Source organism: Rahnella perminowiae (genome assembly GCF_019049695.1).
GTDB classification, from domain to species: domain Bacteria; phylum Pseudomonadota; class Gammaproteobacteria; order Enterobacterales; family Enterobacteriaceae; genus Rahnella; species Rahnella perminowiae.
In genome coordinates this window covers 57,382-73,944 of record NZ_JAFMOT010000170.1, presented here as the reverse complement: position 1 = coordinate 73,944, position 16,563 = coordinate 57,382, and the positions used below count along the sequence as shown (strand labels likewise).

The window sequence follows — 16,563 nt, the reverse complement described above, 5'->3', positions numbered from 1 at the left end:
CTGTATGGGGGACGGGCGCGTGCACCCTGAAATCAGCTTATAAGAGGTTTATATGGAACACCAACAGCAGCCGCAAAACGTCAGCCGCCAGAACTTTGATGACTGGATGGTACCGGTTTATGCGCCGGCGGCATTTATTCCTGTGCGCGGCGAAGGATCCTGGCTGTGGGATCAGGCGGGCAAAGATTATGTCGATTTCGCCGGCGGCATTGCGGTGAATGCACTCGGACATGCGCACCCTGAAATTCGTAAAACCCTGCATGAGCAGGCGGATAAAGTCTGGCACCTGGGCAACGGTTACACCAATGAACCGGTGCTGCGGCTGGCAAAGCAACTGATCGACGCCACTTTTGCGGACAAAGTATTTTTCTGTAACTCCGGCGCAGAAGCCAACGAAGCGGCGCTGAAACTGGCCAGGCTTTACGGCAATAAAACCGGCGGTGAAAAAAACGAAATTATCGCCTTCAAAAACGCATTCCATGGCCGCACGCTCTTTACCGTCACCACCGGCGGTCAGCCGAAATATTCTGAAGATTTTGCCCCCTTGCCAGAGGCCATTACCCATCTGCCGTTTAACGATCTGGCAGCGGTGGCCAGCCAGATCTCTTCCCGCACCTGTGCGGTGATCGTTGAACCGATCCAGGGGGAAGGTGGCGTGGTGCCGGCAGAGGCGGAATTTCTGCAAGGCCTGCGTGAGTTGTGTGACAAACATCAGGCAGTGCTGATTTTCGATGAAGTGCAGACCGGCGTCGGGCGCACCGGCGAATTGTATGCCTATCAGCATTATGGTGTCGTGCCGGATATTCTGACCAGTGCCAAAGCGCTGGGTGGCGGTTTCCCGATTGGTGCGATGCTGACCACTGACCGTTATGCCGCGTTATTCCAGCCGGGTACGCACGGCACCACTTACGGCGGTAACCCGCTGGCAACGGCGGTGGCGGGAAAAGTCTTAGCGCTGATTAACACGCCGGAGGTGTTGTCAGGTGTGCAAAAGCGTCATCAGTGGTTTGCCGATGGCCTTAAGCGCATCAACGATCGTTATCGGGTGTTCAGTGAGGTGCGCGGGCAGGGGCTGCTGTTAGGTGCGGTGATGAGCGAACGGTATAAAGATCAGGCCAAACAGCTCAATACGCTGGCGGCCGAAGAAGGACTGATCGCCCTGATTGCCGGGCCTAACGTACTGCGTTTTGCGCCATCACTGATTATTCCGGGTGCGGATATTGAAGAAGGGCTGAACCGGCTTGAGCGTGCCGTTGCGCGCCTGTGCGTGTGATTGTTTGGGATAAATGAGGTAAAGCATCATGATGTTGATTCGACCTGTGCGGCCCGGCGATCTCGCCGACATCCTGCAGTTGTCAGGCAAAACCGGCATCGGTTTAACGTCTTTGCCCAAGGATGAAGCGCATTTACGCGGGCGCATTGAGCGCTCAGTGGCGACCTGGGAAGGTCGCCTGGATAAAGCCGAGCAAGGTTATCTGTTCGTACTCGAAGACACTGAACAGAAAAAAGTGGTGGGCGTCAGTGCCATCGAAGTGGCGGTCGGGCTCAGTGAACCGTGGTACAACTTTCGCCTTGGCACGCTGGTGCATGCCTCCAAAAGCCTGAACATTTATAAACCGGTGCCGACGCTTTTTCTCAGTAATGATCACACCGGTTATACCGAACTTTGTACGTTGTTTCTCGACCCGGACTACCGCCACGGCAAAAACGGACAATTGTTATCGAAAGTCCGTTTTCTGTTCCTGGCGGCATTTCGTGAGCACTTCTCCCGCAAGGTGATTGCGGAGATGCGCGGTATGTCTGACGACAACGGTCATTCACCGTTCTGGGACAGCGTCGGACGGCATTTTTTTGGTATGGAATTCGCCGAAGCCGACCGTCTGACCGGTATGGGACAAAAATCCTTTATTGCCGAACTGATGCCAAAGCATCCTTTATATACCGAGTTGCTCAGTCACGAGGCGCGTGAGGTGATCGGCGAAGTGCATCCGCAAACCGCCCCGGCGCGTGCTGTGCTTGAAGGTGAAGGGCTTCGTTACGAAGGGTATGTGGATATTTTTGATGCCGGCCCGACGCTCGAAGGTGAAATCGATCAGTTACGCGCGGTAAAGGAAAGTTGTCTGCTGCCTGTCCGGCTGGCGGAACATCGCAGCGGGCGGGACGAGCCGCTGTATCTGGTCGCCAATGAGCAATATCAGAATTTCCGTGCCTTACTGGTGCCGGGCGGCGACTCGCCGCATTCTCTGACGCTTAATGGCCGCGAAGCTGACCTGCTCAGTCTGCGCGAGGGCGATACCCTGCGTGCCGTGGCGCTTTTCCCGGGTGATACCCCGGCTCCTGCAACCCAGTTTCTCAAAAAGGAAAGTCTCGCATGATGCAACCTGCACTTTTTATTCAGGGCCAGTGGCGCAGCGGACAAGGCGCGCAACTGAACAAAACTAATCCGGCCGATAATACATTGCTGTGGTCGGCGCTGAGCGCCAGTGCTGAAGATGTCGGGGCCGCCTGTACAGCCGCACGCACGGCATTCCCTGCATGGGCACGTAAAACCGTGACCCAACGTGCTGAGGTGATTAAGCGTTTCGCGGATTTACTGACGGAACACAAAACCCGGCTGGCGGAAATCATCAGTCAGGAAACCAGCAAACCGCGCTGGGAAACGCTGACAGAGATTCAGGCCATGATCGGCAAGGTCGCTATTTCACTGGAAGCCTGTCAGCAACGCACTGGCGAAAAACACACCGCAATGCCCGACGGTGAAGCCGTGCTGCGCCACCGTCCCCATGGCGTGCTGGCCGTTTTTGGGCCGTACAATTTCCCCGGCCATCTGCCGAACGGCCATATCGTTCCGGCTTTGCTGGCGGGGAATACGCTGGTGTTTAAACCGAGCGAACTGACGCCCAAAACCGCCGAAGAAACGGTGAAATTGTGGGAGCAAGCCGGATTGCCGGAAGGCGTTCTGAATCTGGTACAAGGCGGTCGCAGCACCGGTGAGGCGCTGGCAGCCTGCGATAATATCGACGGCCTGCTGTTTACCGGCAGCGCAGGTACCGGCTATCAGTTACACCGTCAGCTCGCCGGTCAGCCTGAAAAAATTCTGGCACTGGAAATGGGCGGCAATAATGCGCTGATTGTCGAGCCGGTAGAGGATATTGATGCAGCGGTTAATCTGACTATTCAGTCAGCATTTATTTCTGCCGGACAGCGTTGTACCTGTGCCCGCCGTCTGCTGGTGAAAGAGGGAGCGGCGGGTGATGCATTTATTGCGCGTTTGCTTGATGTCACCATGCAACTGCGGGTCGGGGGATGGGATGACACGCCGCAGCCGTTTATGGGGGGTGTGATTTCTGACGTTGCAGCACGCAATATGCTGAAAGCGCAGGACGGGCTGCTGGCGCTGGGCGGAAAGCCGCTGCTGTTGCTGACACGCCCGGACCCGCTGAATACGGTCCTGACGCCGGGCATTATCGATCTGACCGGCGTGGCCGGTATTCCTGATGAAGAATATTTCGGCCCGTTGCTGAGCATTTACCGTTACAGCGATTTTGATAATGCCATCGCCCTCGCCAACCGGACGCGTTTCGGGCTCGCCACCGGGCTTATCTCTGCTGATCGTGATCAGTTTGAGCAGCTATTGTTAGAAGCCAGGGCGGGCATTGTGAACTGGAATAAACCGCTGACCGGTGCATCAAGCAATGCGCCTTTTGGGGGGATCGGCGCTTCGGGTAACCATCGTCCCAGCGCGTATTATGCGGCGGATTATTGTGCCTGGCCGATGGCCTCGCTGGAAACGGACAAACTGGAACTCCCTGCGACGCTGTCGCCAGGTATTGATTTCCGTACAATCTGAGGAGACAGGAATGTCTGGATGTGAAGCAAATTTTGACGGATTAGTTGGCCCGACGCACCATTACGCCGGGTTGTCGTTTGGCAATGAAGCCTCGACTAAAAACCAGGATACGGTGGCGAATCCGCGTCTGGCGGCAAAACAGGGCTTGCTGAAAATGAAAGCGCTGGCTGACCTGGGTTTTGCGCAGGGCATTTTGCCACCCCACGAACGTCCGCATCTGAGCACGTTGCGCAAAATGGGCTTTGGTGGCAGCGATCGGGAGGTGCTGGCCAAAGCGCAGGCTTATTCGCCGCGTTTGCTGTCGTCACTGAGTTCGGCGTCTTCCATGTGGGTAGCCAATGCGGCCACGGTGTCGCCTTCAGCCGACAGCGCGGACGGGCGTGTGCATTTCACGGTCGCCAACCTGAACAATAAATTCCACCGGGCCATTGAGGCAGAAACCACGTCTGCCATTTTGCGCGCGACCTTTCATGCCGATAAATATTTTGCTCATCATGATGCGCTGCCGCAGGTGGCTGCGCTGGGGGATGAGGGCGCGGCGAATCACAACCGGTTATGTGGTGCGTACGATAAACCCGGGGTGCAGGTGTTTGTTTACGGACGTGACGGGCTGGCGACCGGCGGGAACGAACCGGTGCGTTATCCGGCACGCCAGACCCGTTTAGCCAGTGACGCCGTGGCGCGTTTACATCAGCTTGATGAAAAACGCACGGTGTTTATTCAGCAAAATCCGCAAGCCATCGACAGCGGCGTTTTCCATAATGACGTCATTTCTGTCAGTAACGGTAACGTGCTTTTCCATCACGAGCAGGCGTTTGTCAATTCAGGCAAAGCGCTGGAGGAAATCCGCCGCAAAATGGCGGCGCTTGAGCTGGATTTCTGCCCGGTTGAAGTGCCGCAGTCGAAAGTATCTCTCGACGATGCGGTCGCGACCTATCTGTTTAACAGCCAGTTACTGACCAAATCCGACGGCAAAATGCTGCTGGTGGTGCCGGAAGAATCCCGCCAGCACACCGGCGTCTGGGCGTATCTTTCTGCACTGAAAGACAGCGGTGGTCCGGTCGATCAGCTTGAAGTGTTTGATCTGCGCGAAAGCATGCGCAACGGCGGTGGTCCGGCGTGTCTGCGTCTGCGTGTGGCGCTCAACCGCAACGAACTTAATGCCATCAATGTGGCTTCGCTGATGAACGACAACCAGTTCACGCGGCTTAATACCTGGGTGGATACGCATTATCGTGACCGGATGCAGGCTAAAGATCTGGCTGATCCGCAGCTTCTGACCGAAGTGCGCACTGCGCTCGACGAGCTGACGACTATTCTCGGGCTGGGTGCGATTTATCCGTTCCAGCGCTGAGCGATCACAGGAGTGAAGGTATGTTTGATTTACTGGCGACGACGCTGTCCGGCGACGCGGTGACTGAACCTGCAGGACAAACCGAAACGCTGGACTGGCAATGGCGCGGCGAAGGCATTCTTGAGCTTTCACCGCGTCAGCCCTGTCAGGCGGCGGTGGTGATTTCTGCCGGTATTCACGGTAATGAAACTGCGCCTGTTGAACTGCTTAATCAACTGGTCAGCGAACTGCTGTCAGGTGAAAGGTTGTTGCGGGTCCGGTTGCTGGTATTACTGGGCAATCCGCCGTCAATGCGTATCAATAAGCGGTTTACCGGCGCCGATATGAACCGCATGTTTGGCGGACGTCACGCGCGTTATACACCTGATAATGAAACCCGCCGGGCGCAGGAACTTGAACAGGTGATGGCATTGTTTTATCGCAGCGCCACCGCCGCAGGGACAACTGAGCGATTCCACTATGATTTGCACACGGCGATCCGTGGTTCAAAGCATGTGCGTTTCGGGTTATTGCCGTTACAGACGCGAGCGAAAAGCGCAGCGATGCTTGCGTGGCTCGACGCCGCCGGGCTGGATGCGCTGGTGCATCATCGTTCGCCCGGAGGAACATTCACGCACTTTAGCAGCGAGGTTTTTCAGGCCGACAGTTGCACGCTGGAACTGGGCAAAGCGCTGCCGTTTGGCAGTAACGACCACACGCAGTTCACCGGTATCCGCCGTGCGCTGGAAGCGCTGGTCAGCGGCCAACCGTTGCCCGCACGCGAAGCTGCCGCGCCGCTGGTGCATTACCGCGTGGTGCAGGATGTGATCCGCTCACAGGACGATTTTCAGCTGTTTATCCCGGCTGATGCGTTGAATTTTACGGCGTTCAGGCAGGGTTTTGTGATCGCAAAAGAAAGCGGCAAAACTTACAGGGTGGAAGCAGAGGAAGAAGTCGTGCTATTCCCGAACCCGAACGTTGCGCTGGGGTTAAGGGCAGGGCTGATGCTGGTGAAAATGTGATGAGTAAAAGCAATGTAGTTGCCATTAAAACCCCACCCCAACCCTTCGCAGGGTAGGGAGCCGCTCGAGTTTTTTTCCAGCGACGAAGAAATGGAACAGGTTTTCTTGCTTGTCCCATGCTAAATCTCGGGTGGGTTTTCTTGCTCCTTCCCCTGCGAAGGGGGAGGCGGGGAGGGGGTATTCATGGCGGCACGAGAAGCTGAGGTGTGTGCAGGGAATGATGTTGCCTGCCAGCAAAACCGTCCCGGCATGAACCACCCCAAAAGAAAAAGGGTTCTGATTTTCATCAGAACCCTTTTTCTTTAATTTGGCGGTGAGAGAGGGGTTCGAACCCTCGATACGATTTCTCGTATACACACTTTCCAGGCGTGCTCCTTCAGCCACTCAGACACCTCACCGTGTTCGTTACAGCGCGAGCGTTGCAACGGGGCGCTACTATAGGGAGACAGCCGCGAAGGGTCAAGAAAATTTTCAGCGTTTTGTGTCAGGTGCTCAGAGTCTGTTCAGCGAAAATAATGCCGTGGTCGCCGGGTTTTTGAAGCGCCCGAAACAAAAAAGGCTCTGATTTTCATCAGAACCTTTTTTGTTTAATGTGGTGGAGAGAGAGGGGTTCGAACCCTCGATACGATTGCTCATATACACACTTTCCAGGCGTGCTCCTTCAGCCACTCAGACACCTCTCCAGTCGCCAGCTGCACCGCAGTGCTGCTGACCGGCGCTAATGTAGGGAAAAGTAGTCTCACCGTCAACTCTCTTTTACCGGTTCGATGCCATTTAAACAAACTTAGAACAATCTGATGATTTAAAGAACAAAAAATGCCTTAAGGATGTACAGCCGGGATCTGATGACGCACGGCGATTAAAATGACTTATCAAAATGCATAAATAAGTAGCGCTTCTGCATAGAAGCACAATTATCCCGCAAACACTTTTTGTTACCGCTAAATAGCAAGATATGTTGTGGTAATCATCTCCGGTAGCGGTATAACAATGCACTCTGAAAAAATGCTTCGCATAAGAACTGTACAGGTCACCATTTGAAGCAGCGTTTATTTATCACATAAAGACAGGGGGCATTCTTGAGTCAGCCAAATAACACGGTCGGATCGCAGCACCGGACCGCCATACCTGCCGGTGCGGGCACATTATTTTTTGTTCAGACGTTCGCAACGCTCGGCTTTGCTGTGCTGTATTCCACACTGGTACTTTATGCCACCAAAAAACTCGGCTTCAGTGAAGATAATGCCAACGCCATCATGGGCGTGTTCGGTGCCTTCAACTACGGGCTGCATATGTTCGGTGGCTACCTCGGCGGACGTTATCTTAGTAACCGCAATCTTTTCGTACTCGGCATGGTGTTGCAGGTCTTTGGCTGTGCGCTGATTGCGCTGGAAGGCGTGACCGGGTTGTACTGGGGATTAGCCATGTTCCTGACCGGCAGCGGACTGAATGTGACCTGCCTGAACATGATGCTGACCCAGCGGTTTGCGCCGGACGATGACCGCCGTGAATCGGCCTTCCTGTGGAATTATGCCGGGATGAACCTCGGCTTCTTTATTGGTTTTGCGGTCGCCGGTTATTTCCAGCTCAGCGAAAATTACCGCGCACTGTTTTTGTTCGCCACGTTAGGTAATGTCGCGGCAGTTGTGGTGACACTCTCCCGCTGGTCGATTCTGGCCGACCTCAGCACGCCGCTGAAAGAAGCCAGCCGCAGCCAGTTGTTGCGCCGGATGGCGATCGGTATAGCCATTCTGATTGTGCTGGTTCCGGTTATCCGCATGTTGCTGACGCACGCAGAATTCAGCAGTTATTTTGTGGTCGCACTGGGTATGGTGATTTTCGCGCTGATGACGCTGGTGACATTCCGCCATCGTGATGCCGGTGAACGTCGCCGCATGAAGGCATATCTGCTGCTGGCGCTCGGTTCGCTGGTTTTCTGGACCCTGTATCAGCTGGCTCCGATGGGGCTGATGCTGTTCTCTGAAAATAATATTAACCTGAATGTATACGGTATCCGCGTGGCACCGCAGTGGATCCAGAACATTAATACTGTGGTTATCGTGATCGGCGGTCCGCTGATGGCACTGTGGTTCAACCGCCTGCGTCAGCGCGGCTGGAACATTGATATTCCTGCGCAATTCTCTGCCTCATTATTTTGCATGGGACTTGGGATGCTGGTGTTACCGCTGGGGATCCATCTGGCGGGCGGCGACGGTCTGGTGGCGTTTAAATGGATTGCGATCAGCTATCTGCTGCAAAGTATCGGTGAGTTACTGATTTCCCCGATCGGTTACGCAATGATTGGCAAACTGGCTCCGCCGCGTTATCAGGGCGTCATGATGGGTTGCTGGATGATGGTGACCGGTGTGGCGTCTGTGCTGGCGAGTTACATTTCCGGGCTGATGCCGCAAAACGCAGGCAGTACACCGGTACTGACCAATCCGGGCTACAGCCAGGTGTTTAACGTGCTGGGTTGGGGGTCTGTTATCACAGGTGTGGTACTGCTGGTACTTATCCCGCTGCTGCGCCGGATGATCCACCGCGAGCCGGCGGGCGCCTGATTTATTCGCAGTATCCGACAGTCGCTTCACAAGCCCCGAATTCCGGGGCTTGTTCTTTTTTACGTCACAGGGTTGCATCACGATGATATTCAGGGAAATCTATCTGCTCACAGGAGGCTTCCCCGATGAACATTATTTTTTACCACCCTACATCTGATGCAAAACCCTGGATTGACGGCATAACAAAAAGATTACCGCAGGCCAGTATCCGCGTGTGGAATGCTGATGATCATGACCCGGCGGATTACGCGCTGGTCTGGCGGCCGCCGAGCGCTATGCTTGCGTCCCGCACTATGCTGAAAGGCATTTTCGCACTGGGGGCTGGCGTTGATGCTATCCTCACGCAGGAACAGCGCCATCCGGGCACACTGCCAGCCGGTGTGCCATTGCTGCGCCTTGAAGATACCGGCATGTCTTTGCAGATGCAGGAATATGCGCTGGCGACGGTATTACGTTATTTTCGCCGGATGGATGAATATCAGCTGTTCCAGCAACAAAAGCAGTGGCACCCGCTTGCCCCGCATTCACGCAGTGAATTCACCATTGGTGTTCTCGGTGCCGGCGTGCTCGGCAGCAGCGTGGCGAAGGCACTCGTGGACATGCAGTTTACGGTGCGCAGCTGGAGCCGCAGCGCCAAGTCACTGGAAGGTGTGGCGAGTTTCTATGGGGACGATCAACTGGCGGGGTTTGCCCGTGGCTGCAAAGTGCTGATCAATCTGTTGCCCAATACCCCGCATACCGCCGGTGTTCTCAATCATCAACTGTTCACAAATCTTTCGCATAATGCGTACCTGATTAACCTTGGCCGTGGCGGACATCTGGTGGAAGGTGATGTGTTACGCGCCCTCGACAGCGGCCAGATTGCGGCTGCCACGCTGGATGTCTTCATCGAAGAGCCGTTACCGGCCATGCACCCGTTCTGGTCGCATCCGCGTGTCAGCATTACGCCACACGTCGGTGCTGACACCTTGCCGGAGCAGGCGATGGACAGCATCGTGAGTAATATTCTGGCGATAGAAGCGGGGCGCGAGCCGACAGGCCGCGTCGATCCCGGTCGGGGTTACTGATATTCATCTGCTAACATGATAAATGCTGCGGTTATTTTTGCCGCAGCGGAAGATTTTCAAGGAGAGCACATGCCGTACCCGGTTGACTTACACATGCACACGGTTGCCAGCACACACGCCTACAGTACATTGCATGATTACATCGATGAAGCAGTACAAAAGGGCATCAGGCTGTTTGCCATCACCGATCATGGCCCTGATATGGCTGATGCGCCGCATTACTGGCATTTTATGAATATGCGGGTGTGGCCGCGTCTGGTGAATGGCATCGGCATTCTGCGCGGTATTGAATCGAACATTAAGAATATTCATGGCGATATCGATTGCACCGGCCCGATGCTCAAAGAAATTGACGTGATTATCGCCGGTTTCCATGAGCCGGTGATGCAGCCTGTCGATAAAGAAACCCATACCGCGGCGGTGATTGCGGCAATGGCGGGAGGTGAAGTGCATATTATTTCGCATCCGGGCAACCCGAAATACCCGATTGATATTCCGGCGGTGGCAGCCGCTGCCGCAAAATATAATGTGGCCCTGGAGCTGAATAATTCGTCGTTCATCCATTCGCGTGTGGGCAGTGAACCCAATTGCCGCGCCATTGCGCTGGCCGTAAAAGAAGCCGGTGGCTGGCTGGCGCTGGGGTCGGATTCGCATATCGCCTATTCGCTCGGTGGCTTTGAACATTGTGAACGTATTCTGCGCGAAATTGATTTTCCGCAAGACCGTATTCTTAACGTCAGCCCGCGTCGTTTCCTCGATTTTCTTGAGGCCCGTGGCCGTGCGCCCATTGCTGAATTAAGCGAACTGTGACATTGTCGCGGCCAACGTGCGGGTGATAAACCCTTTTCATTGTCTGATCAGGTTACTGTTATGAATGAATTTTCGATTGTCTGCCGCGTGCTGGGCACCTTATTTTATCGCCAGCCGCAGGATCCGTTACTGGTTCCACTGTTTGGTCTGATTCAGGATGGGAAGCTGCGTGAACACTGGCCGCTGGAACAGGATGCGTTGCTGATCCGCTTACAGGAAAGTGCCACTCCGGAAGCACTGGCCGCTGAATTTAACCGTCTGTTTGTCGGTTCAGAATGCGCAGTTTCGCCATTCCGCAGTGATTACGTTGAGGGCGCAAATGAAATGGATGTGCGCACATTCCTGCAACAGCGCGGAATGCCTTTAGGTGAAACACCTGCCGATCATTTTGGTGGCATGTTACTGGCCGCGTCCTGGCTGGAAGATCAGTCGCAGGAGGATGAAGTGGGTGCGCAAATCGCGCTGTTCGATGAATTGCTTTTCCCGTGGTGCGGTAAATTCCTCGGTAAAGTGGAAGCGCATGCGACCAGCGGTTTTTATCGTACCTTGTCTGAAATCAGCCGCGAAGCCTTGCAGGTCATGCGTGATGAATTGCAGGAACAGTTGCCACCCGATCTGGATGACGCTGAAGAAGACGATCAGTAACCCCTGGCGAAGAACATAAAAAACCCGGCGGTGGGTCATCACGCCGGGTTTTTTATGGTGACTCTTTAGCTGAAATTAATCAGTGAAGGGGATGACGAGTTGCCCCGGTTTCACTTCTATCCCTTTCGCCAGTTTCTTCGCCATCGCCTCGCCTTTACTGTGATCGCCATTAAGCACATAAGCCGGACGCTGGTTGAAATAGGTGTTCAGTGAATTGTTCAGGTATGGCATCAGGCCTTTCATCACGTTATCCATTTTTTCAGGCTTGATGGTGTAATCCGTCACCTGCATATCCCGCAGGAAAATAGCGCCTTTTTCGCGGTCATAAGAAGGATTCGCTTTCAGGGTCAGGTGCATATCGGCTTTTTGCGGCCCGAACAGTGAGGAGATATCGACATGTGCATCCCCGGTCAGCGTCACGACGCCGGGTTCAGCGCGGCCGATCTGGCTGCTGAGATTGGTCAGCACCAGTTTGGCATCCACCAGGCCAGGAACACCCAACTGTTTTTCAAATTTATTGTTTTTTTGCAGGTAATCATTCACCTGCTGCTCACTGATGGTGTACTGCGTCAGCTGATTACAGCCTGCCAGCAGGCTGGCGCAAATCAGTGCGGCGGCTCCTATAAATCGCTTTGTCATTCTTCCCTCATTACGTAAAAACTATTTTCTCAGCATGACCGCAATGCGGTATCGCGCCAATCAGACAACGCTGATTAGCCTAAGTGCTGAACGAGGGGAAGAAAAGGAAAAATAGCCGGAAGCGCACTTCCGGCTGCAAAGGCTTAACTTGCTAAGCGTGTTAATAAGTTAACCTGGGTCTGCTTGGCCATATTATCGCGATAGGCCTGAACCCGCGAAGGCCAGTCAATACCCTGAACGATCGACAGTGAACGCAGCAACGGCCACAGATTAATATCATCCTCGGAAAGCTCACCGTTCACGGCGTTAGGCTCAACGATCAGTTTGTCGAGTGCGCGCAGATCCTGACTGATTTTTTTCACCAGCCCCTCAGAATGCTGCAGATGCTCCTCAAAACTGCCGCTGGCGGCCTGCTTTTTATCAGAGAAATATTTACGTGCTGCCGGCGTGGAGAATTCTTCCAGCGGCGCGGCGGCAAAGCGTGGCAGTAGCAGACGGCCGGTATAGTCGGACACCTGCCGCAGCCAGGCGGCAATTGACGCATTCAGCGGCCCGGTCAGCAGGGGTTTACCGTCACTTTTGTCGATGTAGTGCACGATGTCCATACTCTCAGGCATGAAGCCGCCATCCTCTTTTTGCAGGATGGGCACCATTTTTTTACCGACCATTGATACGGGTGTTTTTTCATCATCATTGAGCAGCACCTTGATCTCAACGGGGATGTTCTTCAAACCGAAAATCATGCGGGCTTTCACGCAGAAAGGGCAATGTTCGTAAATGTAAAGTCTCATAGTACTTAGCTCCTGTTATCGCCGGCGGTGACCTGTAGGGTGCATGAAAACTGCCGGATGTAGGTTCAGATTCTTCCCGATTTCCCGATAGAGTAAAGCCAGTATGGTTACAGATGTCAGTGAGATCAAACCGCGCTGGCGAAAGCGCGGTGTGAATGACAGGGATCAGTTGCCGCTGAGCATGGCGGGTTCGATGCGGCGCAGGTTGAACTGCCAGTACAAACCGGTGAGGGTGATAAAGCCGACAACGCCGAGTAATAACCACGGCAGTTCGGGCAATGCGAGCGCACGGCCGGTGTCGTACATCCAGCCGCCACCGGTATAACCGATCACGCCGCCGAGAGCCAGCCCGAGACGGCTGAAGCCCATGTAGCTGCCACGCGCGCGGGCATCGGCCAGAGAGGCACCGAGGGTTTCACGGGCCGGTTCAGCAATGATGGAGCCGATGTAGAAAAAGCCAATCAGCAACAATAGCGGGTTGATTGAGGTGACCAGCCCGACCGGCAGCAGGCTCAGTGTCATGATCAGCAGACCGAACATCAGGCGCTGCTCAAGACGGAAACGTTTTTCACTCCAGCGGGCAACCGGATATAACAGCGTCAGCGACAGCACGGCTTCGATGGCGTACATCCATTTCACCGCTGACGGACTGCCTGCGACATCATTGACCGCAATCGGCAGCATCAGCATCACCTGAACAGTCAGCATGTAATAACCGGTGAGCGTGAGGACGTAGGCCAGAAAACGGCGGTCACGCAATACGCGCATCATGCCTTCGCGCATCGGCGTACGCAGGGTGGAAATGCGGTAAGCCGGTAACAGCCAGGCGTTGCAGGCAGCGGCCAGACAGAAGATTGCGGCTCCGGTCCAGCAAACGTAATGGAAATCATATTGCAGCAGCCAGCTGCCGATCAGGGCGCCAATAACGGCGCCTGCGCTGTCCTGCATCATCATCAGAGAAAAGAAACGGCTGCGTTCATGCGGACGGGTCAGTTTGATCACCAGCGCGGTGCGTGGTGGATCAAATAACGTGCCGCCAAGGCCGGAAAGAATACAGGAGCAGACCAGGATCCACGGTTGATCGGCCATCGCCATCGCGGCAAATCCTGCAGCACGCAATAACATGCCGCTGATAATCATGGGTTTCGCCCCGAACCGGTCAGCAATCGCCCCGCCAAAAATGCCTAATCCCTGTTGCGTAAGCTGACGAACGCCGAGCGCCAGACCAACGGCCATTGCTGCCCAGCCAAGCTGATCGACAAATCGGATCGAGATCAACGGAAAAACCACGAAAAAGCCTAAAATCACCAGCGCGTTGTCTAATAACAGAAAATACTTACCCAAGCTCCGAGCTTGTGATACCAGAGACATGCTTCACCATGAGCGATTATATGTATCCTGTCCGGCAGATACAGAAAGGAGAAAAGACCGTTCCAGTCTGAACCGGAAACAGGCATTTAGATAGGGCGCTATTGATAATATTTTTTTATCGTCAAGCCGCGTTCTGACTGGCAGAATTAGCGATGATCTGTCGTTTCCTATAAATTCTATTTATCGACCCATGCGGAATGTGGAGGGAAGGGATGTTTGGCTACAAATCTGCCGTGCCAAAGGTACGGCTTACCACTGACCGGATGGTCCTGCGCCTGGTTCATGATCGTGATGCACACCGGCTGGCTGAATACTACGCTGAGAACCGCGCGTTTCTGAAACCGTGGGAACCGGTCAGGGATGAAAGCCATTGTTATCCCTCAGGCTGGCAGGCGCGTCTGGGGCTGATTACCGAGATGCAAAAACAGGGCAGTGCATATTATTTTATTTTGCTCGACCCTGATGAAAATCGCGTCATGGGAGTGGCGAACTTCAGCAACGTGCTGCGCGGTTCTTTCCATGCCTGTTTCCTCGGGTATTCTCTTGGACAGGAATGGCAAGGCAAAGGCCTGATGCAGGAAGCGTTGCAGTCCCTGATCCGCTATATGCAACGCCAGCAAAAAATGCACCGCATCATGGCCAATTACATGCCGCACAATAAACGCAGTGGTCAGCTGCTCGAACGTCTCGGTTTTGAACGCGAAGGTTATGCCAAAGACTATCTGCTGATTGACGGCAAATGGCAGGATCACGTGCTGACAGCATTAACCTGGCACGAATGGACACCCCCGTCCCGATAAGGAGAGCACGATGAAACACGAACTCAGCGCCCGCGAGGCCCGTGTCGTGGGCTGTTTGCTGGAAAAACAACTCACTACGCCAGAACAGTATCCGATGACACTTAACGGCCTGACGACGGCCTGCAATCAGAAAACCAACCGCGAGCCGGTAATGGAACTGAGTGAAAGTGACGTTCAGCAAACGCTGGATTTACTGCTGCGTAAACATATTATCCGTACCCTGAGCGGCTCACGTACCATGAAGTATGAGCACCGCTTTTGTAATTCCGAATTCGGTAATCTTAAATTTTCTCCGCAGGAAGTGGCGGTTGTCACCACGCTGTTATTGCGTGGCGCGCAGACACCGGGCGAGCTGCGAACCCGCACTAACCGTCTGCATGATTTCTCAGACGTCGCTGAAGTTGAGCAAACGCTGACTGAACTGACAAACCGTGAAGACGGCCCGTTCTGCGTGCGTCTGGCGCGTGAACCGGGTAAGCGTGAAAGCCGTTATATGCATCTGTTCAGCGGAGAAGTCAGCAACGTGGCCAGCAGCGCCGAAGAACCGCCGTTCAGCGCTGCGCCGGAAAGCGCTGATCTCGCCGCGCGCGTGGAAACGCTGGAAGCCGACGTTGCGGAGCTGAAACAGCGTCTGGAAAATTTGTTGCAGCATCTGGCCGATTAATGAAAAGGAGCGTGCGGTGAGTAAATTACGTATCGGAGTGATCGGGCTGGGCGGTATCGCGCAAAAAGCATATCTGCCGGTGCTCAGTCATGCCCAAAACTGGACGCTGGTGGGCGGTTTTTCGCCTAATCAGCAAAAAGCACAGGCCGTTTGCGACAGTTACCGCATGGCGAATTTTTCGCGCATGGATGAACTGGCGGGGCAGTGTGATGCCGTTTTTGTGCACAGCAGTACCGCCAGCCACTTTGAGGTGGTCAGTCAACTGCTGGCGCAGGGTGTGCATGTGTATGTGGATAAACCGCTGGCCGCTGAACTTAAGCAGGCCGAGCAGCTGGTTGAACAGGCTGACAAAGTGGGCAAAACGCTGATGGTCGGCTTCAACCGCCGCTTTGCGCCGCTGTACCGCCAGTTAAAACAACAGATGCAAAATCCGGCGTCCGTGCGCATGGACAAACACCGGACCGACAGCGTCGGGCCAAATGACCTGCGTTTCACCTTGCTGGACGATTATCTGCACGTGGTGGATACCGCGCTGTGGCTTGCGGGTGGCAATGCCAGCCTGGAAAGCGGTCTGATTCAGATTAACGAAGCCAATCAGATGTTGTACGGCGAACATCATTTCCTCTGTGGCGAGACGCTGGTGACGACATCAATGCACCGCCGGGCAGGGACTTTCCGTGAGAGCGTGCAGGCAGTGGCTGACGGCGCAGTCTATCAGCTGGATAATATGCAAATCTGGCGGGAAGAACAGCAGGATACTCTCACACAACTGCCGGTACCGGGCTGGCAAAGTACGCTGGCGCAGCGCGGATTTGTCGGTGCCATTGAACACTTCGTGTCCTGCGTGAGTAACCAGACGGCGCCGGAAACCAGCGGCGAGCAGGCAATTTATGCGCAGGCAATGATCGGCAAAATTCTGGATTCTTAACCTGAATTCTTAACAGGAAAACCGCGCGGGATGGCACGGTTAACACTCTATAACAACATAAAACAACTGCCGGTGGCTATTG

The 16,563-nt window shown here is 54.5% G+C and carries 15 protein-coding genes and 2 tRNA genes; 12 read left to right on the top strand and 5 right to left on the bottom strand.

The features are described 5' to 3' along the window. Nucleotides 1-52: 52 nt before the first annotated feature. From J1781_RS09580 to astE, 5 genes are read left to right on the top strand one after another with little or no spacing between them, the layout of a single operon-like run. Nucleotides 53-1,273, top strand: a complete 1,221-nt coding sequence (locus tag J1781_RS09580) for an aspartate aminotransferase family protein (protein ID WP_129952624.1) — start codon at nt 53-55, stop codon at nt 1,271-1,273. A 28-nt stretch (nt 1,274-1,301) separates the two neighbouring features. Further along, nucleotides 1,302-2,375, top strand: coding sequence for an arginine N-succinyltransferase (astA, locus tag J1781_RS09575; RefSeq protein ID WP_129991898.1), 1,074 nt, complete (start codon nt 1,302-1,304; stop codon nt 2,373-2,375). Then, nucleotides 2,372-3,850, top strand: coding sequence for a succinylglutamate-semialdehyde dehydrogenase (astD, locus tag J1781_RS09570; RefSeq protein WP_129952626.1), 1,479 nt, complete (start codon nt 2,372-2,374; stop codon nt 3,848-3,850). The genes astA and astD overlap by 4 nt, the downstream gene beginning before the upstream one ends. Nucleotides 3,851-3,860: 10 nt before the next feature. Next, nucleotides 3,861-5,204: an N-succinylarginine dihydrolase gene (gene astB, locus J1781_RS09565; protein ID WP_217218910.1), complete on the top strand. Its 1,344-nt coding sequence runs from the start codon at nt 3,861-3,863 to the stop codon at nt 5,202-5,204. Between the two features lie 20 nt (nt 5,205-5,224). After that, complete coding sequence (astE, locus tag J1781_RS09560) at nt 5,225-6,205, top strand: succinylglutamate desuccinylase (RefSeq protein ID WP_217233479.1); 981 nt, start codon at nt 5,225-5,227, stop codon at nt 6,203-6,205. 308 nt (nt 6,206-6,513) lie between these two features. On the opposite strand, the gene J1781_RS09555 is transcribed toward astE, so the two are convergent. Both J1781_RS09555 and J1781_RS09550 read right to left on the bottom strand, forming a co-directional pair. Next, nucleotides 6,514-6,603: transfer RNA gene (locus J1781_RS09555), tRNA-Ser, on the bottom strand. A gap of 195 nt (nt 6,604-6,798) precedes the next feature. Further along, nucleotides 6,799-6,888, bottom strand: a tRNA-Ser gene (locus tag J1781_RS09550). A gap of 396 nt (nt 6,889-7,284) precedes the next feature. On the opposite strand from J1781_RS09550, the gene J1781_RS09545 reads away from it, so the two are divergent. From J1781_RS09545 to J1781_RS09530, 4 genes are all read left to right on the top strand, one after another. Beyond that, a complete protein-coding gene (locus J1781_RS09545) occupies nt 7,285-8,766 on the top strand; it encodes a peptide MFS transporter (RefSeq protein WP_129991895.1) in 1,482 nt (493 codons plus the stop codon). A gap of 125 nt (nt 8,767-8,891) precedes the next feature. Continuing rightward, entirely contained in the window at nt 8,892-9,833 is a 942-nt protein-coding gene (gene ghrA, locus J1781_RS09540; protein ID WP_129952630.1) for a glyoxylate/hydroxypyruvate reductase GhrA, read from the top strand. A gap of 69 nt (nt 9,834-9,902) precedes the next feature. Further along, nucleotides 9,903-10,643, top strand: a complete 741-nt coding sequence (locus J1781_RS09535) for a phosphatase (protein WP_129952631.1) — start codon at nt 9,903-9,905, stop codon at nt 10,641-10,643. A 60-nt stretch (nt 10,644-10,703) separates the two neighbouring features. Then, nucleotides 10,704-11,288: a TorD/DmsD family molecular chaperone gene (locus J1781_RS09530; RefSeq protein ID WP_217233478.1), complete on the top strand. Its 585-nt coding sequence runs from the start codon at nt 10,704-10,706 to the stop codon at nt 11,286-11,288. Nucleotides 11,289-11,363: 75 nt separating this feature from the next. Here J1781_RS09530 and J1781_RS09525 read toward each other — a convergent pair whose 3' ends face one another. The 3 genes from J1781_RS09525 to mdtH form a co-directional block, all read right to left on the bottom strand. Beyond that, a complete protein-coding gene (locus J1781_RS09525; protein ID WP_129952633.1) occupies nt 11,364-11,927 on the bottom strand; it encodes a lipoprotein in 564 nt (187 codons plus the stop codon). A gap of 143 nt (nt 11,928-12,070) precedes the next feature. Then, a complete protein-coding gene (grxB, locus tag J1781_RS09520; RefSeq protein ID WP_129952634.1) occupies nt 12,071-12,718 on the bottom strand; it encodes a glutaredoxin 2 in 648 nt (215 codons plus the stop codon). Nucleotides 12,719-12,883: 165 nt separating this feature from the next. Next, nucleotides 12,884-14,089, bottom strand: a complete 1,206-nt coding sequence (gene mdtH / locus J1781_RS09515; RefSeq protein ID WP_217233477.1) for a multidrug efflux MFS transporter MdtH — start codon at nt 14,087-14,089, stop codon at nt 12,884-12,886. A 212-nt stretch (nt 14,090-14,301) separates the two neighbouring features. On the opposite strand from mdtH, the gene rimJ reads away from it, so the two are divergent. From rimJ to J1781_RS09500, 3 genes are read left to right on the top strand one after another with little or no spacing between them, the layout of a single operon-like run. Beyond that, complete coding sequence (gene rimJ, locus J1781_RS09510; protein ID WP_129952636.1) at nt 14,302-14,889, top strand: ribosomal protein S5-alanine N-acetyltransferase; 588 nt, start codon at nt 14,302-14,304, stop codon at nt 14,887-14,889. A 10-nt stretch (nt 14,890-14,899) separates the two neighbouring features. Then, nucleotides 14,900-15,553 carry a YceH family protein gene (locus J1781_RS09505; RefSeq protein ID WP_129952637.1) on the top strand — a complete coding sequence of 218 codons (654 nt, stop codon included), beginning with the start codon at nt 14,900-14,902 and terminating at the stop codon, nt 15,551-15,553. A gap of 16 nt (nt 15,554-15,569) precedes the next feature. After that, on the top strand, nt 15,570-16,481 hold the full coding sequence (locus tag J1781_RS09500; protein ID WP_217220453.1) for a Gfo/Idh/MocA family protein: 912 nt from the start codon (nt 15,570-15,572) through the stop codon (nt 16,479-16,481). The last annotated feature ends 82 nt before the right edge of the window (nt 16,482-16,563 follow it).

Excerpts from the sequence above, each read along its gene's own strand:
- grxB (WP_129952634.1), bottom strand. The coding sequence starts at position 12,718 with ATGAGACTTTACATTTACGAACATTGCCCTTTCTGCGTGAAAGCCCGC.
- astA (WP_129991898.1), top strand. The coding sequence starts at position 1,302 with ATGATGTTGATTCGACCTGTGCGGCCCGGCGATCTCGCCGACATCCTG.
- mdtH (WP_217233477.1), bottom strand. The coding sequence starts at position 14,089 with ATGTCTCTGGTATCACAAGCTCGGAGCTTGGGTAAGTATTTTCTGTTA.
- J1781_RS09535 (WP_129952631.1), top strand. The coding sequence starts at position 9,903 with ATGCCGTACCCGGTTGACTTACACATGCACACGGTTGCCAGCACACAC.
- astE (WP_217233479.1), top strand. The coding sequence starts at position 5,225 with ATGTTTGATTTACTGGCGACGACGCTGTCCGGCGACGCGGTGACTGAA.
- astB (WP_217218910.1), top strand. The coding sequence starts at position 3,861 with ATGTCTGGATGTGAAGCAAATTTTGACGGATTAGTTGGCCCGACGCAC.
- J1781_RS09580 (WP_129952624.1), top strand. The coding sequence starts at position 53 with ATGGAACACCAACAGCAGCCGCAAAACGTCAGCCGCCAGAACTTTGAT.
- J1781_RS09525 (WP_129952633.1), bottom strand. The coding sequence starts at position 11,927 with ATGACAAAGCGATTTATAGGAGCCGCCGCACTGATTTGCGCCAGCCTG.
- astD (WP_129952626.1), top strand. The coding sequence starts at position 2,372 with ATGATGCAACCTGCACTTTTTATTCAGGGCCAGTGGCGCAGCGGACAA.
- rimJ (WP_129952636.1), top strand. The coding sequence starts at position 14,302 with ATGTTTGGCTACAAATCTGCCGTGCCAAAGGTACGGCTTACCACTGAC.
- J1781_RS09530 (WP_217233478.1), top strand. The coding sequence starts at position 10,704 with ATGAATGAATTTTCGATTGTCTGCCGCGTGCTGGGCACCTTATTTTAT.
- J1781_RS09505 (WP_129952637.1), top strand. The coding sequence starts at position 14,900 with ATGAAACACGAACTCAGCGCCCGCGAGGCCCGTGTCGTGGGCTGTTTG.
- ghrA (WP_129952630.1), top strand. The coding sequence starts at position 8,892 with ATGAACATTATTTTTTACCACCCTACATCTGATGCAAAACCCTGGATT.